This is a genomic window from Gemmata sp., from assembly GCF_051859125.1.
GTDB lineage: Bacteria > Planctomycetota > Planctomycetia > Gemmatales > Gemmataceae > Gemmata.
This window is the reverse complement of sequence record NZ_JBHYGG010000124.1, coordinates 1-26,407: the sequence shown is the minus strand read 5'-3', so window position 1 is coordinate 26,407 and position 26,407 is coordinate 1. Positions and strand designations below refer to the sequence as shown.

Sequence of the window (26,407 nt, the reverse complement as noted above, 5' to 3'; positions counted from 1 at the left end):
ACCGCGGCCCGCGAACACCCGACCACCCCGAGGTTCCACCCCGTGACGACCCGACCGCTTGCACTGTTCGCCCTCGCCCTCCTCGTCGCGCCAGCGGCCCCCGCGCCCGGCGCGGCCGACGACAAGAAGTCGGACGCCCCGAAGGTGACGTTCGAGACCGTGCGGCCGATCCTCGCCAAGCGGTGCGCCAAGTGCCACACCGGCGAGCGGCCCCGCGGCGAACTCGACGTGACCACGTTCGGTGCCATCATGCAGGGCGGCGTGTCCGGCAAGGCCGTCGTCGCCGGGAAGCCCGCCGACAGCCCGCTGTACACCCTCACGGCGCACCTCGAAGACCCGAAGATGCCGCCGAACAGCCCGAAGATCCCCCAGACGGAACTCGACGCGCTCCGCAAGTGGATCGAGGACGGGCTCGTCGAGAAGGCCGGCACCGCGGCCGCGGCCACGAGCGTCGCGCCGACCACGAAGGTTCCCGACGGCATCACGAAGGCCGACCCGCTGCCCCGGGCCACCCCGGTCACCGCACTGGCCGTCGCGCCCGCTTCGCCGCTCGCCGCGGTGCCCGGCAAGAAGCAGGTTCTCGTCTACGACCTGGCGACCGGCAAGCTCCTCGGCGGGCTCCCGTTCCCGGAGGGCGAAGTTCACGCGCTGCGGTTCTCACGCGACGGCAAGCTGCTCCTCGCGGCCGGCGGCGTCGGCGGGCAGTCCGGGGCCGTCGTCGGGTTCGAGGTCGGCACCTGGAAGCGCCGGTTCGCCGTCGCCGACGACACCGACGCGGTCCTCGCCGCCGACGTCTCCGCGGACGGCACCCGGGTCGTGTTCGGCGGGCCGGGGCGGGTGGTGAAGGTGGTCTCCGTCCCGGACGGCAAGGTGCTGCACACCCTCCGCAAGCCGACCGACTGGGTGCTGTCGGTCGGGTTCAGTCCCGAGGGGCTGCTCGTCGCGGCCGGCGACCGCTTCGGCGGGCTCTACGTGTGGGAGGCGAAGTCGGGCAAGGAGTTCGCCGTGCTCCGCGGGCACACGAAGGCGGTGACCGCGCTCGCGTGGCGCGCCGACTCGGACGCCCTCGCGTCGGCGAGCGAGGACGGCACCGTGCGCGTGTGGGACCTGCACACCGTGGCCGAGAGCGCGAAGTGGGAGGCGCACCCCGAGGGCGCGCTCGACGTCGCCTGGCACGCGGCGGGCGCGCTCGCGACCGCGGGCCGCGACGGCCAACTGCGGGTCTGGGACCAGAAGGGCAAGAAGGTCGCCGACCTCGGCCCGGCGGGCGACGCCGTGCTGCGGGTCGGGTTCACCCCGGACGCGAAGGGGGTCGCCGCGGGCGACTGGTCCGGGCGGGTGGCCGTGTGGCCGGTCGCGGGCGGCGAACCGGTTCCCGTCGCGCTGCCGGTGTCGGCGAAGGCCGCCACGCTCGCGCTGATCCCCGTGCCGACCCCCGCCCTCCCGATCGCCGCCGCGGTCCGGCCCGGCCCGGCCCCCCTCGCGGTCGGCGCGGCGGCACTTCAGGCCGAGCTCGCCCGCAAGCGTGCGGCGCTCAAGGCCGTCGAGGACGCCGCGGAGAAGCTGAAGGACGAGGCGGCGCACGACCCCAAGAACGCGGCGCTGGCGAAGGCCTACCTGCAACTGTGCGAGGCCGCGCTGGTCGTCAAGGCCGAAGTGGTCGAGGCCGAGGCCGCACTCGCGGCGACGAAGGAGGTGCGGAAGTGACGCGGTTCATCCTCGGACTGTCCCTCACGTTCGCACTCGCCCCCGCACTCGCAGCGGCCGACTGGCCGGTCTGGCGCGGGCCGAAGGGCGACGGCGTGGTCACCGACCCCGGCGTGCCGACCAGGTGGAGCGCGACCGAGAACGTGCTGTGGAAGGTGCCCGTGCCGGGCGTCGGGCACTCGTCGCCGGTCGTGTCGAACGGCCGCGTGTTCCTCACGTCGTTCGACCCGGAAACGAACGACCGGCTCCTGCTGTGCTTCGACCGCACCGGCGGCAAGCTGCTGTGGAAGCAGGTCGTGCTGACCGCGGCCCCCGAGAAAATGCACAAGGGGAACACCCCGGCGAGCGCCACCCCCGCGAGCGACGCCGAGCACGTGTGGGCCGCCTTCGTGGACGGCGACAAGGTCACCGTCGCCTGCTACGGCCGCGACGGCAAGCGGGCCTGGCTCAAGGCGTTCGACGGGTTCGCCTCCCCGCACGGGTTCTGCGGCTCGCCGGTCCTGCACGGCGACCTGCTCATCGTGAACGGCGATTCGGACGGCGACGCGTTCCTCGCGGCCCTCGACAAGCGGACCGGCGAGCAGCGGTGGAAGGTCGAGCGGCCGAACCGCACCCGGTCGTTCAGCGTCCCGCTGTTCATCGAGGTCGCCGGCAAGACCCAGATGGTCCTGGCCGGCAGCAAGTCGGTCGCGGGGTTCGACCCGGCCGACGGCAAGCAGCTCTGGGTCGCGGACAGCCCCACCGACAAGTTCGTCGCCACGGTCGCGTTCGGGCAGGGGCTCGTGTTCGCCACCGGCACCAGCCCGACGAGCACGCTCGTCGCGATCGACCCGACGGGCACCGGGAACGTCACCAGGACGCACGCGAAGTGGTCCGACACCCGGACCGCATCCTACGTCCCCTCGCCGCTCGCGTTCGGGGACCGGCTGTTCGTGGTGTCCGACTCGGGCGTCGCGACGCTGCTGGAGGCGCGGACCGGCAAGAAGGTGTGGTCCGAGCGGCTCGGGAGCCGGCTGCACCACGCCTCGCCGCTACTCATCAACGGCCTGATCCACTGCCCCGCCGACGACGGCACGACGTACGTGCTGGGCGCCGGCGACGAGTTCGAGGTGGTGGCGAAGAACGTGCTCGGCGAGGGGTGCCACGCGACCCCCGCGGTGTCCGGCGGGCACCTGTTCGTCCGCACGACCGGGCACCTGTGGTGCCTCGGCGCACGGCCGCGCACCGACGTCCCGCGGCCCTGACCGCCAACCCCGGCCAACGATCGGATGAGAAAATACGCCTCTTCTCATCCGGCTCACACGATACACATTGGATTCCGGTAGCGTGCGAGCAGCTCCCGCCGCGGTCACCCGCGACCCGGCCGACCGTGACCGAGACCCGACCCCTTGGACTGGAGTACCCATGAACGCTCCGCACCGCCTCCCGCGCCGCGGCTTCACCCTGATCGAGCTGCTGGTGGTCATCGCGATCATCGCGGTCCTGATCGGCCTCCTGCTCCCCGCGGTGCAGAAGGTACGCGAGGCCGCCGCCCGGATGAAGTGCCAGAACAACCTCAAGCAGATCGCCCTCGCGTGCCACAACGTCGAGAGCGCGACCAGCACGTTCCCCCCCGGCCTGCCCCGGTTCAACCAGGCCGACCCGCAGAACGCCCCGCACTGGCCGGGCGGTTCGACCGGGACCGGCCCGGCCAGCCAGGACCCGCCGCTGTGGTGGGTGACCGGCAACCAGGCGTTCACCGCCGGCCCGGAGGCCCGGTGCTACGGGGTGCCCTGGCCGCTCCACATCCTCTCGTACATGGAGCAGAACGCGCTGGAGAACATGCTCAGCGGCGGCGCGGCGGCCAGCGGGGGCACCTACAACATCGACCCGGCGTTCTCCGAGGAGAGCAACCCGGCCGACAACTTCGACGGGCAGCAGCACCCCTTGCCCGCCGGGCGGCGGATGGAGGTCGGGATGCAGTTCTACATGATTCCGAAGATCATGACCTGCCCGAGCAGCGGCCACAACCCGGAGGTCCAATTGAGCGATTTCGCCCTTGAGAACCTGATGAAGGGGAACTACGTGGGATGCTTCGGCGGTGGCACCTTCGGCGACGCCGCCGTGTACGGCGGGGCCAGCCCGGTGAGCGGGGTGTTCAGCCTCGTGCAGGTGAAGAAGTGGCCAGTCGAGACGCGGTTCGGGATCGGCAAGGGCACCCCGATCGTGGGCGTCACCGACGGCACCTCGAACACCGCCATGTTCAGCGAACTGCTCCCGTTCAGTGAGCCGCTCGACGCCCCCTCGTCCAACGGGAGCAGTCCGAACGGGCGGAACAGGGACGGCCGCGGGGTCACCCTTCTGGCCGGCCCCGGTGGGGCGTTCTTCCAGACGCACACCGGCCCCAACAGCGGCACCCCCGACCAGATGATGTACTGCGACGACCGCATCCCCGCGACGCACCCGGACAAGCTCCAGTGCGTGCAGAACCGGGCCGACGGGAACCAGTGGGCGGCCGCCCGGAGCAAGCACACGGGCGGCGTGAACGCGGCTTTCGCCGACGGTAGCGTGCGGTTCATCCGCAACTCGATCGACCCGACGGCGTGGAAGGCGATGGGCACCAAGTCGGGCGGCGAGCCCGCCAACACCGACTGACCACCGGCCCCGGTGAACACCCACGGAGTACCCCCAATGCACGCAATCGCTCGACTCCTGCTGGTGGCCGCCGTCGCGGTCGCCGCCGGCTGCGGCCGTTCGGACCAGTTCAACGTGCCCGACATGGGCGGAGAGGACGGCAAGCAGATCGCGACGCTCGTCGACCGGCTGAACGACGACAGCACCCGCCCGGCCCAACTCAAGCAATTGTTCGCCGCCGGCGCGACCGCGGACTCCCGGGCACTCCGGCAGTACCGGTTCGACCTGAAGGACAAGCCGGCGGTGAGCGGCGGCACCGCGACCGGGACGGTCGTACTCGAGAAGGCCTCGGGCCACGCAATGGTTGAGAAGGAGTGGGCGTTCGTGAAGGAAGGGGACAAGTGGAAGATCAAGGCGGCCCCGCTCCAGTGAGGCGGGCGACACCTCCCGGCCGGGGGTGGCTCGTCTCCCCGGCCTTTGACCTGCTGTTCGTGGCGAACCTCGGGTGGCTGCTCCTGCTGCTCCCCGGGTTCGCGACCCGGTCCGACACGTCCATCGACTTCTGGCAGATCTACTTCCTCACGCTCCCGCACCGGTGGGTCACGCTCGTCTTGGTCGCCACCGACCCGGACCGCCGCGGGGGCCGATCCCGCCGGCTCGTGCTGGTCGCCGCGCTCGCGGGGGCGGTGGTCCTGGGGGCGTTCCTGGGGACCGGCGCGTTCCTGTGCCTGGCGCTGGTCGACTTCGTGTGGAACGCCTGGCACTTCGCGTCCCAGCACGCCGGGGTGCTGCGGATGTACGCCCGCAAGGCCGGCGGCGGGAGCGAGTGGCTGGAGCGGTGGGGGCTCCGCGGGTTCGTGACCTACGCCGCGCTGCGGGCCGCGGGGTGGGCGACGGGGTGGGCCGAGGCCGACACGGCCGCGCTCGCGCGGCTCCGGCTCCTGGACCTCGCCGCGCTCGCCGTGCCCGCGGCGCTGCTCCTCACCAACCTGGTCGGGGCCACCCGCGAGCGGCTGGGGAAACTCGCGTACCTCGCGAGCGTGTGTGGGCTGTACACCGGGTTCGTTCTGAGTCTGCGGGCCGGCGAGCCGGGGCTCGTCGTCGCGTTCGCGGCCGCCGGATCGATGTTCCACGCCGTCGAGTACCTCGCGATCGTCACGCACTACGCCCGGCGGCGGGGCGAGGTGGGCGGGCCGGGGGCGTTCCGGGTGCTGGCCCGGCACTGGGTGACGTTCCTCGGCCTCTACGCGCTCGCCCTGGGTACGGTCGGCGTGTGGATGTCGCGGCCGGAGAACGGGCTCGGCACCCTGTGGCAGGGGCTGAACCTGTGGGCCGCGTTCGTCCACTACGCCTACGACGGCATGATCTGGAAGCTCCGCCGGCCGGAGACGGCCGCGGCCCTGGGGGTGTCGGACACGTGAGTACCTCCGAGTTGCGCCTGGTAGCGGGGTGCGTGCTGGCCGTGGCGGTGCCGGCGGCGGCGCTACACCTGTCCGCCCCGGACCCGCGGCTCGCCGCCGGGCTCACGGCCCCGCCGTTCGGGTGGCCGCGGCTGCTGGTCGCGCACCTCGTCGCCGCGCTGCCGCTGGGCCTGATCGCCGCACAGTGGGTCCGCTCGATTCCCGACGCCAACCGGGCGACCCGCGGGGTCTGGGTGGCGGTCGGGTTGGCGGCCGCTGGTGCCGGGGCCGTGTCTTCCCCAGGACTCGGCGAGGCCGTCGCGGGGGCCGGGGCCGTCGCCGCGCTCGTGCTGCGGGCGCTGCTCGCGGTCGGGCTGGTGCTGCCGTGGTGCGTGTGGGCGACCGACCGGCCGCCCGGCACCCCCAACGCGCCCCGGCCCGGCCTGCGGTTCGCGCTGGGCGCGGGGATCGCCCTCGTCCCGTGCGGCCTGTACGCGGAGGCCGTGGTCGCGGCCCGCACCGAGCACGCGAGCGAGTTGCTGGGCCGCGAGCGGCTCGCGCGTGCCGACGTGATCGTGGGCGGGCTGATCGAACTCGGGAGCGAGTTGCCGGTCGGCGGCCGGAGCCCGGCCGAGGTGCGCGACGCGCTCGCCGCGGCCCTGCCCCGGCTCCGGCAGGCGGCGGAGTGGCCGCTCCCCGCGGCGGCCCCGCCCGCGGCGCGCCTGAACCGTGCGGTGCTGCTGGTGCGGCTGGACCGGTCGTCGGAAGCGGCCGGGTTGCTCGAACCGCTCGCGGTCGGGAACGACACGGCGGCCCTGCTCCTCGCGACGGTGTACCGCGACCTGGGCCGGTGGGCGGAAAGCGACGCCCTCTTCTCACGCGTCCTGGACGCCGCCCTGCCCCGGGCCGCCGGCGACCCCGCCGCGCTCGCCGCGTGCCAGACGGCGATCGACGGGCTCGCGTTCAACGCCCGCGAGGACCGCCGCCCCGCCGATGTCGAGCGGGTCCTCGTGCTCGGCCTCGGGGCGCTCCCGTCCCGGGCCGCGTACTTCCACCTCCAACTCGGCCGGCACCACGCCGACGGCGGGCGACCGTTCCGGGCCGTCGAGCACCTGCGGGAGGCGGCGCGGCTCGACCCGGAGCGGTGCGCCGGGCCGGCCGAGAAGGTGCTCGGTGCCATCCGAAGTTCCACGCCCGCGTGCCTGCCGTGAGGAGGGGGCCGCGGTTCAGCGGTTCAACTCACGGCGGCACGCGATCGATCCGAACACCACCGGTGGGCGCTCCCCTCTCCTCAACCCAACAGGCGGGAACACACATGAAGGTTAGCTTGTACGTCGCGTCCGGCACGCACCAGGGGAAGGTCATCCCCGTCACGACCCAGGAGTTCGCCATCGGCCGCGACCGGGCGTGCCACCTGCGGCCGGCCAGTCAGGCCATCAGCAAGCGGCACTGCGGCCTGGTCGTGCGGGACGGCCTGGTGTACCTCACCGACTTCGGGAGCACCAACGGCACGCTCGTGAACGGTGTGATGGTGCGGTCGGAAGAGGTCGAGGTGCCGCCGGGCTCGACGCTGACGATCGGGCCGCTCGACTTCATCCTGCGGGTCGACGCCGAGGACGAGGCGGGGGCTCCGGTGCCGATCTCGGGGACCGGGACGGAGGCCGAGCAGTACGTGTCGGCCGTGGCCGACGCCCGCAGCGTGGAGAACACGGCCGCCATGCTCCTCGCGCTGGACGACGAGGGCGGTGTCCGCGACGGCAGCACGGTGACCGAGTTGCCCCTCCAAAGCGCCGCCGAGACCCGGGTGGGCGACGCCCTGCCGCCGGCCGCCAAGCCCGACGACAAGAAGAAGGCGACCAGCCGCGAGGAGATGACCGCCGCCGCGGGCGCGATCCTCCGCAAGCTCATGCGCCGCCCGAAGTAGCCGGACCCGGCGGCCCGCGGTGCCGCTCGGGTCACCGGGCGTCGCCTCCACGCGCGGCCGTCAAGAACCGAACGCCGCGACCGCCGAATGCTCTCCGGGGGGCCGCGTCACCCTGAGACCCGCGGCGAGGGCATGAGCCACTCTGCCAGTTCCTGCGTCTCGCGGCCCACCGCGAACGTCTGCCCGTCGATCTGAGTCACGGGCACGATCCCGATCTTACTGTTCGTGACGAACACCTCGGTCGCGCTCGCGAGAGCGGCCCGCGGGAGCGCCTGCTCGCGGATCGGGAGCGGCGCGTGGGCCAAGAGGTGCTGGCGCACCGTTCCCGGGAGGAGGTCGCCGTTCGCGGGCGGGGTCGCCCAGCCGTCCGGGAGCCGGACGAACAGGTTGGCGTGGGCCATCTCAAGCACGTTGTCCCCGGCGTCGACCATCAGGGCACCGTCGAACCCGGCGTCGTGCGCCCGCTGGTTGGCCGCTAGTCGCCCGCCGTACTGGAACGTCTTCCACACCCGGTACGGCTCGTCCCTGGGGGCGACGGTCGGGCACGTCCGGAGCCGCACCGCCGCCAGCGGCGCCGGGATCAACTGCGCGCTCATCCACACCACCCCGGGCCGCTTCGCCGCCGGCACCCCCGCCGTCACGTTCAGGCGGATCACCAGGTCGCACCCCGCCAGGGCGCGGGCGTACCGCGCGACTTCCGCGGCGTCGGGGAGCCGGGCCGGGTCGACGCCGATGCCGAGGTCCGCTGCCGTGCGGAGGAGCCGCTCGGTGTGGAGCGGCCACAGCCACGGGACGTGGTCGACCGTCCGCGTGCTCTCCCAGATGCCCCGCCCGAACAGCAGCCCCTCGTCGGACGGGTCGATGTAGAACTGCTCCCGCGGCACGGTCCGGCCGTTCACCCACACCAGGGTGACGACCCGGACGAGTTCGTCGACGACGTGTGCGGGGAGGTTCGGGGGCACGTCGAGCCCGTGCGACTTCAGGACCGCCACGGGGTCCGAAACGGGCAACTGGTTCCGCGCCGGCGTGCTGCCGTCGCTCGTGATCGGAGCCCACAGGTGCTGACGCGGGTCCGACGGTTGTTGGGGCATGTGTGCTTCCGGCGCGTGCAACTAAGGGACGGGACGAAGTTCGACCGTTCGCTGCGGGCTCGGCGAACCGCTTCGAACAACGCAAGGGAATGCTACTCCGCGATCGCTGTGTGGATGCGAAATCGCGACCGGGATGGGCGTGGCCTCCTGCTGGACCGGCCTGGTTCATCCCACAGCACAACTTCGGCTATCATCACAATTCCATGCCAGAGCAATATTTCATCTTTAGAAGTGATTTTTCACGCTGATTATGGTCCACATTATCCCATAGATGAATTTTCTACTTTTTCCAGGCAAGAATATTCATCTTTAACATGGATTCGATTTCTCGCCGCGTCGCGGTAAGCCGATTTCATCCGCATCAATGTGCGACGCAAATCGTTTTTGATTAGGTATTTATGGCGATAAATTGTGTTTCTTCGCCGAGAATTGGACGTTACCGTCCGGTAGGCTAAGCTGGGAAGAATAGGCGGCCCCACTTTCCGAATCTGATATTTGCTGACAGGCGTGATTCGAGACCCCCTATTATCGTTATCGAGATCTGTTTTCTCTCCGTGTCGCACTTTTTCGTCGTTTCTGTTGAGATCGCCCATGACCAACTTCGGAACCCTCTGCTCGTTCACCTCCCCCCTCCCGCCTCCGCTCCCCTCTGGACTCGGGCTCGGTCAGACGCGGGGTTAGCGGTCGGAACCACGTTGGTTCCGAGTTGCCCCAGCGATGCCTGCTCCACCGTTCCTCTGATTCACTCGAACGACGTTTCACGAGCGACCGCGGCCGCTCCCGGAATCTGTCTCGTCGCTCGGCGGTGCGTGCCGCGACGGCCGGTCATTACTCCTTGATTTTCCATTTGTTATTCTTTCGAGAAGACAAACATGCTTTACGTTTCCAGGTGGCTCGCTCGACTGCACCGCCCCGCCCGCCCGATCGTGACGCGGCCGAAGCGGGACAAGATGTCCCTGCTCGTGGAACAGCTCGAGTGCCGCGACATCCCGTCGGCGACGTTCACGGGAACGGTCCTTCAGGACTTCAACGCGAACGGGCGGGTCGATAACGGAACGACGAACCAGACCGCGAACGCCGGGAACGCCGTCAACGCGGCATCGGGGAACGTCCGCGGGTCGCAGGACAGCGTGCCGCTCGCCGGGGTCACGGTCACCGCGTACGACGCCACGAACATGGCCGTCGGGACGGCGACCTCGGCGGCCAACGGCACCTACACCCTGACCGTGCCGGACAGCGTCGCGCTGCGGGTGCAGTTCACCGTCCCCGCGTCCCTCACGGGCCAGGGGTACACGGTCTCCCCGCAGGGGGCCGACAACGGCACCACGGTGCAGTTCTTCGCCGCCCGGGCGAGCGGGTCGTCGACGCCGCTGAACTTCACGGTCGTCCGCAACGGCGAGTTCAGCGTCGACAACCCGCAGATCATCACCGCACAGTACCTGTTCGGGGACCAGGTGAGCGGGCCGGGGAAGAACCTCCCGGCGGTGCGCGGGAGCCTGTACAACGCCGGTGCCGTGAACACCGGGGCCATCAACCTCGGCACCACCGACGTCCACCCGTCCCCGTACGACGCGCCGCTCAGCGGCGGCGCGACCGGGACTCCGACGCACACGTTCGAGACGCCCGCTGGCCAGGTCGGCACCGTCTTCGGCCTCGCCTACAACCAGGCAAACAACGAGGTGTACGCGAGCGCGTACACCAAGCTCCACACCGGCTACGGGCCGACCGTCGGCGCGTTCAGCGGGAACGGCACGGTGTACACGATCGACCCGACTACCGGCACAGCGACGAAGTTCGTGAACCTGAACGAGTTGTTCGGGGCCGGCAGAGCGGGGTTCGACTTCCGGGCCGGGTACACGCCAGAAACCACGACGACGGTCGGCGCGTCGCAGTTCTTCGAGGACAGCCTCAACGTGACCAGCGCCGAACTCCGCAACGGGAGCTGGGACACGGTCGGCAAGACCTCCCTGGGCGGGATCGCGTACGACCCGGTCAACCAGAAGCTGTTCGTGATGAACCTGGCCGACCGGATGCTGTACGTCATCCCGACGAACCTCGCCGGCCCGGTCACCGTGGGCGACATCGAGACCGTTTCGATCCCGTTCGACGCCCCGTTCGCCACGGGTACCGCCGGGGACGACCTGCGGCCGTTCGCGGTCACGTACCACCAGGGCCAGATCTACGTCGGCATCGTGAACAGCGCGGAGAGCACCATCACCGTGGCCGAGCCCGGCGGCGACCCGACCCAGTTGCGGGCCTACGTGTACGCGTTCGACCCGGTCACGAACACGTTCGGCGCGAGCCCCGTGTTCACGACCGGCGACGCGACCGAAGGCGGCCTCGCGTACCCCCGGGACTTCGCCGCCCGGTACACGAGTGCGGGGCGGTCCGACTGGAAGCCGTGGACCCCGACGTTCAAGAACAACAGCACCGCCGGCCTGGTGTACGCCCAGCCGATGCTCAGCGGCATCTCGTTCGACGTCTCGGGGAACATGACCCTGGCGTTCCGCGACCGGGTCGGCGACCAGGGCGGCAACTTCACCCCGGCCAACGCGGCCAGCATCACCACGAACTTTGAAACCTACCCCGCGGGCGAACTGCTCCGCGCGGCCGGCGACCCCGTCAACGGCTGGACCCTCGAGTCGGGCGGCCGCTCCGACGGGCTGGGCGCGGGGCCGACCAACCGGAACTTCGGCCCCGGAACGGGGCCGGGGGCACGCGGGTACTTCTACCACCAGCAGGACTACGCCCCGCCCACCGGCGGCCACGGGTACGTCACCAGCGGCAGCGTCACCCAGGTGCCGGGGTTCCCGGACCTCGTCGTCACGTCCTACGACCCGGTGCTGAACCGCGACTTCCAGACGGGCGGCGTCCGGTGGATGGACAACACCACCACCGGGTCCCTGTCCAAGGCGTACTACCTGTACCTGATGGACAACACCTCAACGGTCCAGAACTTCGGCAAGGCCTCGGGCATCGGCGGGGTGACGTACGCGACCCCGGCGGCCCCCGTCGAGATCGGCAACCGCGTGTGGCGGGACGCGAACGGCAACGGCACCCAGGACGCCGGTGAGAGCCCGATCGCGGGCGTCACCGTGAAGTTGTTCGCACAGGGGGCCGACCCGGCCACCGCCACGCCGCTGGGTACCGCGGTCACCGACGCCAACGGGAACTACTACTTCTCGTCCGACCCCAACCGCACGGACACCACCAGCGCGGACTACGGCATCGCGGGCCTGACCCCGGGAACCACTGGCTACACCGTCGTCTTCGACACGGCGTCCGCGGCCCTCACCGGGATGGTGCCGACGTTCGCCGACCGGGGCGGGGACGACACGATCGACTCCGACGCGGTGCTGATTTCCGGGTTCCTGCGGGCCACGGTGGACACCGGTGGCCCCGGCAGCGCCGACCACTCCGTCGATGCCGGGTTCTACACCCCGGTGCGGGTGGGCGACTTCGTGTGGGACGACCTGAACGGGAACGGCCTCCAGGACAACGCCGAGCCCGGGATCGCGGGCGTGACGCTCACCCTCACCGGGACCGACGGTGCCGGCAACGCGGTCAGCCTGACGGACACCACCGACGCCGATGGCAAGTACCTGTTCGACGCCCTGCCCCCGGGCACGTACGCGGTCGAGGTCGACGCCGCCAACTTCACCGCGGGCAACGCGCTCTTCGGGTACGTGGTGACCGCACAGGACCGGGGCGGCGACGACGCTCTCGACAGCGACGACCCCACCGGCACCGGCACCACCCCGGCGGCCCTCACCAGCGGCGGGGAAGACCTGACCCTCGACTTCGGGTACTACCGGCCCGTCACCGTCGGCGACTTCGTCTGGAACGATGCGAACGCCAACGGCATTCAGGACACCGGCGAACTGGGCATCGCGGGCGTGACGCTCACGCTCGCCGGCACGGACGGGGCCGGCAACGCGGTCAGCCTGACGGACACCACCGACGCCGATGGCAAGTACGAGTTCACCGCCCTGGCCCCGGGCACGTACCAGATCACCGTCGCCGCCGCCAACTTCGCCGCCGGCGGCACGCTCCGCGGGTACTCGGCCTCGCCGACCGGCCAGGGCACGGCCGCGACCGATAGCAACGGCAGCCCGAGCGGCACCACCCCGCTCGCGCTCGAGAGCGGCGACGACGACCCCACCATCGACTTCGGCTACTACGCGCCGGTGACGATCGGCGACTTCGTCTGGCACGACCTGAACGGCAACGGGCTCCAGGACAACGGCGAGCCCGGCATCGCGGGCGTGGTCCTGCTCCTCACTGGAACGGACAGCCTCAACAACCCGGTCACCGGCACGGCCACGACCGACGCCAACGGCAAGTACCAGTTCGTCGAGGACCCGGGCACCTATGTGGTGTCCGTCGATCCCGCGAACTCCCTCGCCGGCGGCAAGCTCTTCGGGTTCGTTCCAACGGCCCGGAACCAGGGACTCGACGACACGGTCGACAGCGACGACCCCACCGGCACCGCCACCACCCCGGACACCCTCGCCATCGGCGACGACGACCCGACCATCGACTTCGGGTTCTACCAGCCCGTCACCGTGGGCAACTTCGTGTGGGACGACCTGAACGGGAACGGGGTCCAGGACGGGGGCGAACCGGGCATCGCCGGCGTCACCCTCACCCTCACCGGGACCGACGGGGCCGGCAACCCGGTCACCCTCACCGACACCACCGACGCCGACGGCAAGTACCTGTTCGACGCCCTGCCCCCGGGCGCGTACTCGGTGGAGGTCACCGACTCCGGCAACGTGCTCGACGGGTACGTGGTGACGGCCCGGGACCAGGGGGCCGACGACGCCCTCGACAGCGACGACCCCACCGGCACCGACACCACCCCGGACACCCTCGCCATCGGCGACGACGACCCGACCATCGACTTCGGGTACTACCGGCCCGTCGCCGTCGGTAACTTCGTGTGGCTCGACACGAACCGCGACGGCATCCAGGACACCGGCGAACTCGGCATCGCGGGCGTGACGCTGACCCTCGCCGGGACCGACGGGCTCGGCAACGCGGTCACCGACACGGCCGTCACCGACGCCGACGGAAAGTACGAGTTCACCGACCTGCCCCCGGGTGCCTACGCGGTGACCGTGGCCCCCGCCAACTTCACCGCCGGCGGGAAACTCGCGGGGTTCCTCCCGTCCCCGACCGGTCAGGGCACGACCGCGACCGACAGCAACGGGAGCCCGAGCGGCACCACCCCGGCGAGCCTGCCGAGTGGGGCGATCGACCCGGACCTCGACTTCGGGTTCTTCCCGACGGCCGACCTGAGCCTGACCAAGACGGTCGACCGCCCGGCCGCCGCCATCGGCACTCGGGTGGTCTTCACCGTCACGGTGCGGAACGACGGGCCGATCGCGGCCACCGGCGTCTCGGTCCTGGACCAACTCCCGGCCGGGTTCACGTTCGTCCGGAGCAGTGCCGGGGCCGCGTACAACAGCGCCACCGGCACCTGGACCGTCGGGAGCCTCGCGGTGGGCGGGTCCCGCACGATGACGATCACCGCCCGCGTCACCGCCGCGGGGCCGTACGCGAACTTCGCCGAGGTCGCGACCTCCGACCAACCGGACATCGACTCAACCCCGGGCAACGGGCCGCAGCAGGTGCCCGAGGACGACGAGGCGACCGCGGTGGTCACGCCGTCGCTGTCGCCGCCGCCCCCGCCCCCGCCGCCCCCGCCGGCCCCGGCCAGCCTCTCCGGGCTGGTGTACGTGGACTCGAACAACGACGGCGTGCGGCAGGCGAGTGAGCCGGTGATCCCGGGGGCGACTGTGACCCTGTTCAACTCCACGACCGGGGCCAAGGTCGCGACCACGACGACGGCCGCCAACGGCACGTACGCGTTCACGAACCTGGCCCCCGGGACGTACCGCGTCACCGAGACGCAACCGGCCGGGTACGCCGACGGCAAGGACACCGTGGGCTCCGCCGGCGGCACCCTCGTGGCCCCGGACACGATCACGGCGATCCCCCTGACCGCGGGCACCAACGCGACCGGGTACAACTTCGGCGAGCTCCGCCCCGGGCTCGGCGGCAAGGTGTTCCTGGACACGGACAAGGACGGCACCCTGGACCCCGGCGAGACCGGCATCCCGGGGGTCACGATCACCCTGCGGAACGCGGACGGCACCGTGGTCGGCACGGCGGCGACCGACGCGAGCGGGAACTACGTGTTCCCGAACCTCGCGCCGGGCACGTACACCGTCACCGAGACGCAGCCGACGATCTACGGGAACCCGCCGGCCGGGCCGTTCGCCCCGGACGCCCGCACGGTCACGATCACCAGCGCGTTCGTCACCGAGCAGAACTTCGGCGACACGCCGGCCGGCATCTCGGGGTTCGTGTACCAGGACCCGAACAACGACGGGGTGAAGCAGCCGTCCGAGGCCCCGATCCCGGGCGCGACGGTGACCCTGTTCAACGCCGCCACCGGCGCACAGGTCGGGACCACGACGACCGGGGCCGACGGGGGCTACAACTTCAACAACCTGCCGGCCGGGACGTACCGCGTCGCCGAGACGCAGCCGGCCGGGTTCACCGACGGCCGGGACTCGGTCGGGAGCGTCGGCGGCACCCTCGTGCCGACGGACACGACCACCAACATCGTCCTGCCGGCGGGCGTCCTCGGGACCAACTACAACTTCGGCGAACTCACGGGGAACCGGCTGTCGGGCACCGTGTACTTCGACGACAACCAGGACTCGGTGTACCAGCCCGCGGGCGGCGACCGGCCGCTCCCGGGCATCCCGGTCACGCTCCGGAACGCCGCCGGCGCGGTCGTGGGCACCACCCTGACCGCGGCCGACGGGTCGTACTCGTTCGCGAACCTGCCCGCCGGGACGTACACGCTGACCGAGACGCAGCCGGCCGGGTACGGGAGCAGCGAGGTCCCGTTCAACGTCCGCACGGTCACGATGCCCGCGACCGGGAGCGTCACGAACCAGAACTTCGGCGACACCCTGGGGTCGATCGCGGGCCGGGTGTACCGGGACTACAACCTGAACGCCGTGTTCGACACCGCCAGCCAGAACCCGGACACGGGCCTCGCCGGGGTGCGGGTGACGCTGAGGAACGGGGCCGGGGTCGTGGTCGCGACGACCACGACCAACGCCAACGGGATGTACCGGTTCACCGGGCTCGTCCCCGGCCGGTACACGGTCGCGGAGGCGCAGCCGCCGCGGCCCACGACGCTGACCAACGGGTTCTACGACGGGGCCGACAACCTGGGCAACCTGGGCGGGACGCTCCCGGTCAAGAACTCGATGAGCCTGGTGCTGGGGGTCGACCCGGCGACGCGGATCAGCCAGAACGGGCGGGGCTACAACTTCGGCGAGCTGCCCCCGGCCGACCCGAACGGGTACGTGTACCTGGACGTGAACCGCAACGGGGTCCGGGACGCCGGGGACCGGGGGATCGCTGGCGTCGCGATCACGATCAGCGGGACCGCGTTCGCGGGCACCCCGTTCGCCCGGCCGATCACCGGTGCCGACGTGCCCGGCGGGAGCCTGACGGTGCTCACCAACGCCAACGGGTTCTACGAGTTCAACCCGATCCCGCCGGGGGTGTACGCGATCCGCGAGGCCCAGCCGGCCGGGTTCCTCGACGGCCTGGAGTCGAACCGCGACCCGTCCGGCCCGGCCCCGACGGTCGGCAACGACGTGTTCTCGAACATCCTCCTGAACCCGTTCCCGGTCCGCGGGCCGTTCGACTTCGGGGAGCTCCTCCCGGCCGGCGGCCTGGCCCCGTCGAAGCGCGACCTGCTCGGCAGCGCCATGTGAGTGGTGTCCCGTTGCGGACGCCCGCCGGACGGCGGAGCCCGCGGGGCCGGCCCCGCGGGCTCCGCCGTTTACCGGCCCCAAGCGCGGCGTGCCGCCGGCCGAACTGGACGGCGGGGAATCTTGCACTACGTTACTCGGTTCCCCCCTGGAGGTTTGTCGACGATGGCGAAGGCGAAGAGCAAGAAACCGGTGATCGAAGACGAGGACACTGGCCCGGAACCGGAACCCGTTCTGGCCGCCCCGGTGCGGCGGCCCGAGTCCGACATGGTTCTCGATTTGGAGGGGTACGGCGGAGAGGTCGCCAGCGCGTTGATCGTGAACGGACTGCGGGCGTACCTGTCGGTCGTGAACAAGGGCGTGAACGTGGTCGCCGCGAACCGGGCGCACACCGCGTTCGCGCCGGTGCGGGTCGAGGCCTGTGTCGCGGGGCTCGACGTGAAGCGGGACGAGGCCAAGGCGCTGGTCGACGGCCACGGCGTGCTGGCGTTCCTGCTCGACGACGGCGACGAGCGGGTGCGGTACTTCCTCCCCGTCTCCGAGTACCTCGAAATGGCCGAGGACCGCGGCGAGAGCGGCCTGCGACTCGAGATCGAGGAGCACGCGAAGTGGCTCGAGAAGTACCGGGGGCACCCGGGCGTCCGCCGCGCGTTCGCCCAACTGCTCGGGTGACCGCGGCCGGCGGCTGCGGAGGGACGTGTGCCACTTTTGCACCCCGACCTGCCGATCACCTCGCGGCCGGCCGCCGGCACCAGTCGGAGTTTCAATCGGGGCGGGCCGCGCAGACCGCCCCAGTCCCGCAAGCCCCCACCGCACTGCCGCCCCATTCCGCCCAATCGCCGCATCCCCCCCGGGCGCGGCCCCCGCGCCGTGCCGAGCAGCGAGATTGCGCGGTCCGGCGCTCGGGTTGCTACTCCCCCTCCCGCCGCGGCCAACTCGGGGCCGCACTCACGGACAGCGGAGGAATCAACGTGAATCGCACTCTACTCGGCACGGTCGCCCTGACGGTTCTCGCCTGCTCGACGGCGTCGGCACAGCCCCGCGAGCGGCTCCGCGACCGCCTCGCGCCGGCGCCCACCGAGACCCTGGACGCGGCGGCGACGGTCCTCGCGGACCTGTCGAAGATCCCGGAGAAGAGCATCCCGCCGGCCCTCCTGGCCGACGCCCAGGGCGTGGTGGTGGTCCCGCGCGTCATCAAGGCCGGGTTCATCGTCGCGGGTGCCGGCGGCCACGGCGTCGTGCTCGCGCGGGACAAGGACGGGAAGTGGGGCGGGCCGGTGTTCATCAACTTCGGGGGCGGGTCGGTCGGGTTCCAGGCCGGGGTCGAAGCGACCGACGTCGTGCTGGTGTTCCGCGACCGCAAGAGCCTCGACCGGTTGCTCGAGGGCAAGGGGAAGTTCACGCTCGGGGCCGACGCGTCGGTCGCGGCCGGGCCGGTCGGGCGGACGGCCGCCGCCGGGACCGACGTGAAGTTGGGGGCCGAGATCATCTCGTACTCGCGGAGCCGCGGCCTCTTCGCCGGGGTGGCGCTGGACGGGTCGGTGCTCCGGCCGGACCCGACCGTGAACGCGACGTTCGGAGCGGACGCGCGGCCCGAGGTGGCCCGACAGGTCGCCGCACTCAAGGAGGTGCTCGACCTGATGAGTTCGACGACCCCGCCCGCCGATCCGGCGAAGGTCGCGCCGCCGCTCCCCGCACCGCTCCCGACACCGGCACCCCCAGTGGTTCCCGGTCGCCCGTGAGCCGGCGGTAACCGAGTCTGCCGATGATGATGAGCGCGGCCGCACCAGCAATGGTGCGGCCGCGTCACTTCGCCACGGGTTCGAGGACGACCAGGACCGGGCGGTGGTCGGATGCGACCGGTTCGTTGATGACGACGGCGCTGGCCACGCGGAACCGCTCGGCGGGGCGGAACAGGACGTGGTCGATCTGCTGCGCCGGACGGTCCACCGGGACCGTGAGCAGCCCCTTCCCGGCGGTGGCGTCCGTCCACTTCGCGGTCAGTGCGGCGAACGCCTTGCTCTCGGGCGTGGTGTTCAGGTCGCCCGCGAGAATGACCGGGCGGTCGGTACCGGCGAACAGCTCGTTGAGTTTCGCCGCCTGTTGGTCCCGCTCAGCGGCGAATTGGTGGTCGAGGTGCGTTGTCACGAACGACAACTCCCGGCCGTCGATCTTCACCCGCACCTCGAACGCGACCCGCGCCTCCTGCTTCGGCGCACCGGGCAGCGGGTGAACGGTACCCGCGCCGAGCGGGAACCGCGACAGGACCCCCTGACCGTACCCCCCGCCCTGGAAGTCGATCGCCTTGCCGAACGCCCCGTTCAGGCCGGTGAGCCGGGCGAGCTCGGCCGTCTGATCGACCCCGCCGGTCCGCTTCGTCCGGTCGTCCAGTTCCTGGAGGGCGACGAGGTCCGGGTCGGCGGCGCGGATCACTTTCGCGACGCGCGGCAGGTCGAGTTTCCCGTCGGTCCCCTCGCAGTGGTGGACGTTGTAGCACAGCACGCGGAGGGTGGTCTTCTGGTCCGGCGCGGCCGGGCGGAGGACCGCGGTGGCCGGGAAGTGGTCCGACGGGACCCGCCCGTCGCGGGCCGTGCGGTCGATGCCGGCGAGCCGCACGTCCCAGTCCCGCGAGCACCCGATCCAGTCGATGCGGTCCCCGCCCGTGGCGGCCGGGTCGAACCCGGTGAACGTGCCCTCGCTCTTCCCGCGTTTCGGGTGCGCGACCCGGAACGTGTCCACGACTGGCGACGGTTGGTCTTCAAACTTGCCGAACAGCCCGGCGTACGGTTCGCTCCCCTCGCCGGCGTTGAAGTCGCCGGTGACGACCACCCGGCACCCCTTGCCGAGTTCGGCGACCTTCGCTCGGATGAGCCGTGCGGACTCGAGCCGCGCTTTCTCGCCGCGGTGGTCGAGGTGGGCGTTCAGGAACAGCATTGGCTTGCCGTCCGGCGCGGTCCGGTCCTTGAGTTTCACCCAGGTGGCGACCCGCGGGAGCGCGGCGTCCCACCCCTTGCTGCCGGGCTTGTCGGGCGTCTCGCTGAACCAGAAGTGGCCGCCGTCGAGCTTCTCGAAGCGGTCCGTGCGGTAGAACACTGCGGCCATCTCGCCGGCGTCCTTGCCGTCGTCCCGCCCGGCGGCGAGCGCCGCGTACCCGGTGAGTTTCTCGGCCAGGAAGTCCCGCTGTGCGGCCAGCGTTTCCTGCGTCCCGAGCAGGTCCGGGTCGAACGCGGCGACCGTCTCCGCGAGGAACCCCTTCCGCTTGTCCCAGGCGTTGTCGCCGTCCCTCGCCGTGCCGTAGCGGATGTTGAAGCTCATCACCCGCACCGGCGCGACCGCAGGCGCAGCGGCCGCCGGTGCGGGCGGCGCGGGCGGGTCGGCCGCGGGTGAAGCGACCGCGACACAGGCCGTGAACAACAGGACAAGCCGAACCATTTGGGAACTCCGCGTGGGCGAACGGTCGCGTGGCAACGGGCTGAACAGAAACGGGAAATTACATGTCGCCGTTCAGCCGGACCGCCCGGCGGACCGATAAAACGTGGACGATCAGCCGGGTCCCACCCCGGCCGCGTGGACCCGCGCCCGGCGTTCTCGGGAGGCTGATGTGGCGACCGCACTTGGAATGCGCCGGGCGGCACGGTGGCTCGCCGGTGCGGGGGTGCTGATGCTCCCGGCCTGCACGACGCTCGACCCCGCCGACGCGCTCCTCCCGCCGCCGGCCCGATCGGTGGCCCCGGTTAGTGTACCGAGCCCCAAGGCCCCGGCGGTCGTTCCGGTCGGACACGTCGAGACCGCGACCGACGAGCGGGACGCGCCCCCGGCGGGCGCGCCCGCGAGCCTGCCGACGGTTCCGCCCGCGGAGGGCCAGGGGAAACCGCTCCCGATCACCCTGCCGACCGCACTGTCCCTGGCGAGCGCCAGCCCGCTCGACATTCAGATCGCCGGGGAGCGGCTCCGGGCCGCCAACGCGGCGCTCGACCGGGCGAAGGTGCTGTGGCTCCCGAACGTCGGCCTCGGGATCGACTACTTCCGCCACGACGGCCAGATCCAGGACGTGGGCGGGTTCGTGTTCTCGACCAGCAAGACGTCGTTCTTCGTCGGGGCCGGCCCGACCGCGGTGTTCTCCGTCGGCGACGCCCTGTTCGCCCCGCTCGCGGCCCGCCAGGTCGTCCGCTCGCGGCAGGCCGACGTGCAGACCGCGCGAAACGACACGGCGCTGGCCGTGGCCGAGGCGTACTTCACCGTTCAACAGGCCCGCGGCGAGGTGGCCGGGTCCATCGACGCGCTCCGCCGCGCCGACGAACTGGTGAAGCTCACCCAGAAGGTCGCCCCGGACCTCGTCCCGACCGTCGAGGTGAACCGGGCCAGGGCCGAGTCGGCCCGGCGGCGACAAACGTTGGAGTCCGCCTACGAGCGGTGGCAGGTCGCCAGCGCCGACCTCACCCGGCTGTTGCGCCTCGAACCCGGCACGCTGGTCGAGCCGGCCGAGGAGCCGTCGCTCACGGTCGAGTTGATCGACCCGGGCGCGGCCCCGGACGACCTCGTCCCGATCGCCCTGACGCACCGCCCGGAACTCGCTTCCGATCAGGCCGTGATCCAGGCGACCCTGGCCCGGGTCCGCCAGGAGAAGGCCCGGCCGTTCGTCCCGACCGTCGCCTTCCGGGGGGCCGGGGCGCAGGTCGCCGGCCTGGCCGGCGGGTACTTCGGCGGCGGGTTCAACGATGAACTGGGCAAGTTCGGCGGGCGGTTCAGTTTCGACCTCCAGGCGGTCTGGGAGATCCAGAACCTCGGGCTCGGGAACCGCGCCACGGTCCGCGAGCGGGCGGCCGAACAGCGGCTGGCGCTGCTCCAGTTGCTCCGGACCCAGGACCGCGTGACGGCCGAAGTGGTCCAGGCCCACGCCCGGGTGCGGCGGTCGGCGAACCGGCTGAGGGCGGCGACCGCCGGGGTGGCCGACGCGGTCGAGACGGCCGAGAAGAACCTCCGGGGGCTGGTCCCGGGCAAGCGGGTGGGGGACCAGCTCACGCTCGTGTTCCGCCCGCAGGAGGCGGTCGCCGCGGTCGCGGCGCTCGACCAGGCGTACCGGGACTACTATGCCGCCGTAGCCGACCACAACCGGGCGCAGTTCCAGCTCTACCGGGCGCTCGGCCACCCGGCCCAGTGCCTGATGAACGCGGCGGCCGCTCCCACCGCGACGACCGTTCCGGCCGCGGACCCGAAGTAGCCCCCGTACACTACCACTCGCGGTCCCGGGGAGTTACCATCCAGCTACCCGTACTCGCGCAGACACCTTGATGAACCCGATCACCGCTGCCCTCAACCGCCCGGTCACCGTGCTGGTGCTCGTCCTCGGCACCGTGTTCGCGGGGGGCCTGGCGTTCACCCGGATGAAGGTGGACATCTTCCCGGCCCTCGACCTTCCCGTCATCTACGTGTGCCAGCCCTACGGCGGGATGGACCCGCAGCAGATGGAGGGGCTGATCGCCAACTACTACGAGTACCACTTCCTCTACATCAACGGCATCCACCACGTCGAGTCGAAGAACGTCCAGGGCATGTCGATCATGAAGTTGTACTTTCACCCCGGCACCGACATGGCCCAGGCCATGGGCGAGACGGTGGGGTACGTCAACCGCTCGCGGGCCTTCATGCCGCCCGGGACGGTCAACCCGTTCATCATGAGGTTCGACACCGGGAGCGTGCCGGTCGGCTACCTGGTGCTGTCGAGCGAGGCGCGGACCATCGGCGACATCCAGGACAAGGCGCTGTTCAAGGTCCGGCCGATGTTCGCCGCCATTGAAGGGGTGAGCGCCCCGCCGCCGTTCGGCGGGAGCCAGCGGACCGTGGTCGTGCGGGCCGACCCGGACCGGCTGCAGGCGTACAAGGTGTCGGCCGACGACGTGGTGAAGAGGCTGGCCGAGGGCAACACCATCGCCCCGTCCGGGCAGATCCGGGACGCCACCCGGATGCCGCTCGTGCCCAGCAACGCGATGGTGGTGCAGCCCGCCGAACTCGGGGCCATCGAAGTGAAACCGGGGGTGTTCCTGCGCGACGTGGTCAAGCGGAACCCGGTGACCGGCGCGCCGCTGATCGACGACGCGAGCGACGTCCCGACCGGGTACGCGCTCGTGAACGGCAAGCGGGCGGTGTACATCCTGGTGACCAAGCGGGCCAGCGCCTCGACGCTCGACGTGGTCAAGAAGGTCCGGGCCAACCTGCCGAAGATGCAGGCCGAACTGCCGGACGACATCCGGGTGAGCTTCGAGTTCGACCAGTCGCCGTACGTCACCAACTCGATGAAGGGGGTGGCGTTCGAGGGGCTGCTCGCGGCCGGGCTCGTCGGCCTGATGGTCCTCGTGTTCCTGCGCGACTGGCGGTCGGTGGTGGTCGTCGTACTGAACATCCCGTTCGCGCTGGTCGCGGCGCTGGTCGCCCTCTGGCTCACCGGCGAGTCGATCAACCTGATGACGCTGGGCGGGTTGGCCCTGGCGGTCGGCATCCTCGTGGACGAGTCGACCGTCGCGGTCGAGAACATCCACGTCCAGATGGAGAGGACGCCGTCGGTGGCGCTGGCGGTGTGGCGGGGGGTGACCGAGACGGCGGTGCCGCGGCTCCTCGCGATGCTGTGCATCCTGGCCGTGTTCATCCCGTCGTTCCTGCTGGAGGGGGCCGCCCGCGGGCTGTTCCGGCCCCTCGCGCTGGCCGTCGGCTTCTCGATGGTCGCCAGCTACGTCCTGTCCAGCACGTTCGTCCCGGTCCTCTGCGTCCTGTTGCTCAAGAACACGCACCGTGGATCCGCCGCGGCGGCGACGTCCGGCGCGTACGGCCGTGCGGTCGGCCGCCTGACCGCGCTGCGGTGGGTGCTGGTGCCCGCGTACCTCGCCCTCGCCGGAGCGACCGTGGCGCTGGTCGGCCCGCTCCTCGGGACCGAGATCTTCCCGCAAGTGGACGCCGGCTCGTTCCAGCTCCGGGTCCGGGCACCGACGGGTACCCGAATCGAGGAAACGGAGGCGATCACGCAGGAGGCCCTCCGGTACCTCGGGGACGAGGTGCGGGCCGCCGGCGGGGAGGTCGAGATCACCCTCGGGTACGTCGGGGTGGTGGCGTCCAGCTACCCCATCAACGCCGTGTACCTGTGGATGGGCGGGCCGCACGAGTCGGCGGTCCGGATCGCCCTGAAGCCCGGCCCCGTCCGCATCGACGCGCTGAAGGCCCGGCTCCGCGAGACGCTCCCCGCCCACCTCCGGGCGTGGACGGCGGCGCGGTGGCGGCAGCCGCCGTTCGCACTCGCGGCCGACGTCGCCGACCGCCGGGCGAACGAGCTCCGGCTGTCGTTCGAGCCGGCCGACATCGTCAACGAGGTCATGAGCTTCGGCTCCCCCACCCCGATCGAGGTGCAGGTGTCCGGGTCGAACGTGGCGGCCAACCGGGCCCACGCCGAGAAGGTGCGGGCCGAGCTGGCGAAGGTCCCGGCCCTGAAGGACCTCCAGTTCTCCCAGCCGCTCGACTACCCGACCGTGGAGGTGCAGGTGGACCGGGAGAAGCTCGCGGCCACCGGCGGGACCGCCGCGGACGTGGCCCGGGCGATCACCCCGTTCACCTCGTCCAGCCGGTTCACCGTCCCGAACTACTGGCGCGACCCGGCCTCGGGCGTCGGCTACCAGGTGCAGGTCGAGGTGCCGTTCGTACTGGTGAACTCGGCGAAGGACCTCGAACTCGTGCCGGTCGCCTCGAACGGGGACGGCACGGTGCTGGTGCGGGACGTCGGGGTGGTGAAGGAGGGCGTGATGCCCGGGGAGATCGACCGGTACAACATGCGGCGGGTCGTGACGCTCACGGCCAACATCCAAGGCGGCGACCTCGGGGACGTGTCCGGCGCCGTGACGCGGGCGATCGCGGCCGCGGGCGATCCGCCGAAGGGCGTCTCGGTCGACGTCCGCGGGCAGATCACGCCGTTCAACGAACTGTTCCGCGGGCTCGCGTTCGGCCTGGCCGTCGCGGTGGTCGTGATCGCCCTGATGCTGACCGCGTACTTCCAGTCGGTCCGGCTCGCGCTCGTGGCCGTGGCCCCGGTGCCGGCGGTCCTGGCCGGGGTCGCGGTGGCGCTGGTCGCGACCGGGTCCACCCTCAACCTGCAGTCGTTCATGGGGGCGATCATGGCGGTCGGGGTCGCGACCGCGAACGCCATCCTGCTCGTCACCTTCGCCGAGCGGGCGCGGGCGGACGGGATGGCCGCCCGCGAGGCCGGCATCGAGGGCGCGCGGACCCGGGTCCGCCCGATCCTGATGACCAGTTGCGCGATGATCGCCGGCATGGTGCCGATGGCCCTCGGGCTCGGCGAGGGCGGCGACCAGACGGCCCCGCTCGGCCGCGCGGTCATCGGCGGGCTGGCCGCGGCGACGCTCACGACCCTCGTCGTTCTGCCCGCCGTGTTCGCCGCCGTCATGGGCCGCGCGCCCGCCCGGTCGGCGTCCCTCAGTCCGTTCAACCCGGCCGGCCGCCACTTCGTCCCGGACGCCGCGCCGCCCCCGGAGCCCCCCCGTGCCTCGTGAGGCCGGCCGGCTCCGCGCGGCCGTTCGCGGGGCACTGCTTCGGGGAACACACTAAGAACCCGGGAATCGCACCATGGGCCGCAAGCCGCGTCGGGTCGCGCTGATGTTGGACCTCCAGTGGCCGTACAAGCGGCACTCGGAGATCTTCGCCGGGATCCAGCGCTACGCGGGGGAGCAGGGCTGGGCGTCGATCATCGACGAGTTCGCCCACGACACCCTCCGCCGGCCGCGGAGCGCCGCGGACCGGTACGACGGCATCGTGGCGCGCGTGAACCACCCGCTCGCGCGGCTCGCGAACAAGCGGGGCGTGCCGGTGGTGAACGTGTGGCCCAGCTCCCCCGCCCGGCACCTCGTGCCCGGCGTCTTTCCCGATTCGGCGGCGACGGGCCGGCTGGTCGCCGAGCACCTCCTGGCCCGGGGGTTCCGCGCGTTCGCCACGCTGACCTCGCCCCACAACGTGGACAACGACCTGGAGGTGCGGGAGTTCACCCGGCTGGTCCGCGGGGCCGGCTTCGGGTGCGCGTCCGCGTTCGTTCCGCAGCACCCGCACCAGGACGTGGCCCACTGGCGGAAGACGGAGCGGCTGATCGAGCGAACACTGGACTCGTGGGCGGCGCCCATCGGCGTGTACGTCGGCCAGGAGGTGTGCGGGCGGCTGGTGGTGCAGGCGAGCCACCGGCGGGGGTGGCGGATCCCGGACGACGTGGCGATCGTCGCCGGGAAGAACGAGGTGACCCTGTGCGAGCAGCCCCGCCCCTCGCTCACGAGCATCGAGATCGGCTACGACCGGATCGGGTACGCGGCCGCGGAGCTGCTCGACCAACTGATGGACGGGCACGAGCCGCCGGCCGAGCCGGTGCGGCTGGAACCGGAGGGCCTGGTGGTGCGGGAGTCCACCGACTTCTTCGCCGTGGACAACGTGCTGGTGGCGGCCGCGCTGGCGCACATCGCGGCGCACAGCCACCGGCCCCTCGGCCCGGACGACGTCGCCCGGGCGGTCGGGGCCGAGACGCGGACGCTCCAGAACCACTTTCAGCGGACCCTCAAGCGCCCCGTCGCGGCGGAGATCCGCCGGGTCCGCATCGAGCGGGCGAAACGGGAGCTGGCACAGAGCGACCGGGCCCTCGCGGTGATCGCCCGGGACGTCGGCTTCGGGACCATTCAGCGGCTCTACGAGGTGTTCCGCCGCGAACTCGGTATGAGCCCGGGCGAGTACCGCGCACAGCGCCAGTTGAAGGGGAGGGCGTGATACCGAACCTCATGCAATAGAGGTTCTTCACGATAGCGGTGGTTGTGGGTAGGATGCCAGCCCTTGCGC

Annotated in this window: 15 protein-coding genes; 13 read left to right on the top strand and 2 right to left on the bottom strand. The window is 71.5% G+C overall.

All coding sequences use genetic code 11. The annotated features are described in order from the left end of the window. Positions 1 to 42 precede the first annotated feature (42 nt). The 7 genes from ACTIGN_RS13230 (at position 43) to ACTIGN_RS13200 (ending at position 7,644) form a co-directional block, all read left to right on the top strand. Positions 43 to 1,707, top strand: coding sequence for a c-type cytochrome domain-containing protein (locus ACTIGN_RS13230; RefSeq protein ID WP_439624520.1), 1,665 nt, complete (start codon positions 43 to 45; stop codon positions 1,705 to 1,707). Beyond that, on the top strand, positions 1,704 to 2,951 hold the full coding sequence (locus ACTIGN_RS13225) for an outer membrane protein assembly factor BamB family protein (RefSeq protein ID WP_439624518.1): 1,248 nt from the start codon (positions 1,704 to 1,706) through the stop codon (positions 2,949 to 2,951). The genes ACTIGN_RS13230 and ACTIGN_RS13225 overlap by 4 nt, the downstream gene beginning before the upstream one ends. Positions 2,952 to 3,111: 160 nt before the next feature. Beyond that, positions 3,112 to 4,341: a DUF1559 family PulG-like putative transporter gene (locus tag ACTIGN_RS13220; RefSeq protein WP_439624516.1), complete on the top strand. Its 1,230-nt coding sequence runs from the start codon at positions 3,112 to 3,114 to the stop codon at positions 4,339 to 4,341. A gap of 36 nt (positions 4,342 to 4,377) precedes the next feature. Further along, the gene (locus tag ACTIGN_RS13215; RefSeq protein ID WP_439624514.1) at positions 4,378 to 4,752 is read left to right on the top strand and encodes a hypothetical protein; all 375 of its coding nucleotides are present in this window, start codon (positions 4,378 to 4,380) and stop codon (positions 4,750 to 4,752) included. After that, positions 4,722 to 5,741, top strand: a complete 1,020-nt coding sequence (locus tag ACTIGN_RS13210; RefSeq protein WP_439624512.1) for a hypothetical protein — start codon at positions 4,722 to 4,724, stop codon at positions 5,739 to 5,741. The genes ACTIGN_RS13215 and ACTIGN_RS13210 overlap by 31 nt, the downstream gene beginning before the upstream one ends. Then, the gene (locus ACTIGN_RS13205; protein WP_439624511.1) at positions 5,738 to 6,931 is read left to right on the top strand and encodes a hypothetical protein; all 1,194 of its coding nucleotides are present in this window, start codon (positions 5,738 to 5,740) and stop codon (positions 6,929 to 6,931) included. The genes ACTIGN_RS13210 and ACTIGN_RS13205 overlap by 4 nt, the downstream gene beginning before the upstream one ends. A 104-nt stretch (positions 6,932 to 7,035) precedes the next feature. After that, positions 7,036 to 7,644 (top strand): FHA domain-containing protein, encoded by a 609-nt coding sequence (locus ACTIGN_RS13200; RefSeq protein WP_439624509.1) that lies wholly within the window; start codon positions 7,036 to 7,038, stop codon positions 7,642 to 7,644. Between the two features lie 107 nt (positions 7,645 to 7,751). On the opposite strand, the gene ACTIGN_RS13195 is transcribed toward ACTIGN_RS13200, so the two are convergent. After that, positions 7,752 to 8,735: an aminotransferase class IV gene (locus tag ACTIGN_RS13195; RefSeq protein WP_439624507.1), complete on the bottom strand. Its 984-nt coding sequence runs from the start codon at positions 8,733 to 8,735 to the stop codon at positions 7,752 to 7,754. An 872-nt stretch (positions 8,736 to 9,607) separates the two neighbouring features. Between ACTIGN_RS13195 and ACTIGN_RS13190 the strand changes: the two genes are divergently transcribed. From ACTIGN_RS13190 to ACTIGN_RS13180, 3 genes are all read left to right on the top strand, one after another. Continuing rightward, positions 9,608 to 16,543 (top strand): SdrD B-like domain-containing protein, encoded by a 6,936-nt coding sequence (locus ACTIGN_RS13190; RefSeq protein ID WP_439624505.1) that lies wholly within the window; start codon positions 9,608 to 9,610, stop codon positions 16,541 to 16,543. Positions 16,544 to 16,705: 162 nt separating this feature from the next. Continuing rightward, positions 16,706 to 17,212 carry a hypothetical protein gene (locus ACTIGN_RS13185; protein ID WP_439624503.1) on the top strand — a complete coding sequence of 169 codons (507 nt, stop codon included), beginning with the start codon at positions 16,706 to 16,708 and terminating at the stop codon, positions 17,210 to 17,212. A gap of 299 nt (positions 17,213 to 17,511) precedes the next feature. Next, a complete protein-coding gene (locus ACTIGN_RS13180) occupies positions 17,512 to 18,282 on the top strand; it encodes a lipid-binding SYLF domain-containing protein (RefSeq protein WP_439624501.1) in 771 nt (256 codons plus the stop codon). Between the two features lie 64 nt (positions 18,283 to 18,346). On the opposite strand, the gene ACTIGN_RS13175 is transcribed toward ACTIGN_RS13180, so the two are convergent. Then, positions 18,347 to 19,972: an endonuclease/exonuclease/phosphatase family protein gene (locus ACTIGN_RS13175; protein ID WP_439624499.1), complete on the bottom strand. Its 1,626-nt coding sequence runs from the start codon at positions 19,970 to 19,972 to the stop codon at positions 18,347 to 18,349. 169 nt (positions 19,973 to 20,141) lie between these two features. On the opposite strand from ACTIGN_RS13175, the gene ACTIGN_RS13170 reads away from it, so the two are divergent. From ACTIGN_RS13170 to ACTIGN_RS13160, 3 genes are all read left to right on the top strand, one after another. Continuing rightward, positions 20,142 to 21,761 (top strand): TolC family protein, encoded by a 1,620-nt coding sequence (locus ACTIGN_RS13170; protein ID WP_439624497.1) that lies wholly within the window; start codon positions 20,142 to 20,144, stop codon positions 21,759 to 21,761. A gap of 70 nt (positions 21,762 to 21,831) precedes the next feature. Beyond that, on the top strand, positions 21,832 to 25,089 hold the full coding sequence (locus ACTIGN_RS13165; protein WP_439624495.1) for an efflux RND transporter permease subunit: 3,258 nt from the start codon (positions 21,832 to 21,834) through the stop codon (positions 25,087 to 25,089). 73 nt (positions 25,090 to 25,162) lie between these two features. Then, positions 25,163 to 26,338, top strand: coding sequence for an AraC family transcriptional regulator (locus ACTIGN_RS13160; protein ID WP_439624493.1), 1,176 nt, complete (start codon positions 25,163 to 25,165; stop codon positions 26,336 to 26,338). Positions 26,339 to 26,407 lie beyond the last annotated feature (69 nt).

Bases quoted from the DNA above. Each gene is read 5' to 3' on its own strand.
- ACTIGN_RS13220 (WP_439624516.1), top strand. From the start codon at position 3,112: ATGAACGCTCCGCACCGCCTCCCGCGCCGCGGCTTCACCCTGATCGAG.
- ACTIGN_RS13215 (WP_439624514.1), top strand. From the start codon at position 4,378: ATGCACGCAATCGCTCGACTCCTGCTGGTGGCCGCCGTCGCGGTCGCC.
- ACTIGN_RS13200 (WP_439624509.1), top strand. From the start codon at position 7,036: ATGAAGGTTAGCTTGTACGTCGCGTCCGGCACGCACCAGGGGAAGGTC.
- ACTIGN_RS13195 (WP_439624507.1), bottom strand. From the start codon at position 8,735: ATGCCCCAACAACCGTCGGACCCGCGTCAGCACCTGTGGGCTCCGATC.
- ACTIGN_RS13190 (WP_439624505.1), top strand. From the start codon at position 9,608: ATGCTTTACGTTTCCAGGTGGCTCGCTCGACTGCACCGCCCCGCCCGC.
- ACTIGN_RS13185 (WP_439624503.1), top strand. From the start codon at position 16,706: ATGGCGAAGGCGAAGAGCAAGAAACCGGTGATCGAAGACGAGGACACT.
- ACTIGN_RS13175 (WP_439624499.1), bottom strand. From the start codon at position 19,972: ATGGTTCGGCTTGTCCTGTTGTTCACGGCCTGTGTCGCGGTCGCTTCA.
- ACTIGN_RS13165 (WP_439624495.1), top strand. From the start codon at position 21,832: ATGAACCCGATCACCGCTGCCCTCAACCGCCCGGTCACCGTGCTGGTG.
- ACTIGN_RS13160 (WP_439624493.1), top strand. From the start codon at position 25,163: ATGGGCCGCAAGCCGCGTCGGGTCGCGCTGATGTTGGACCTCCAGTGG.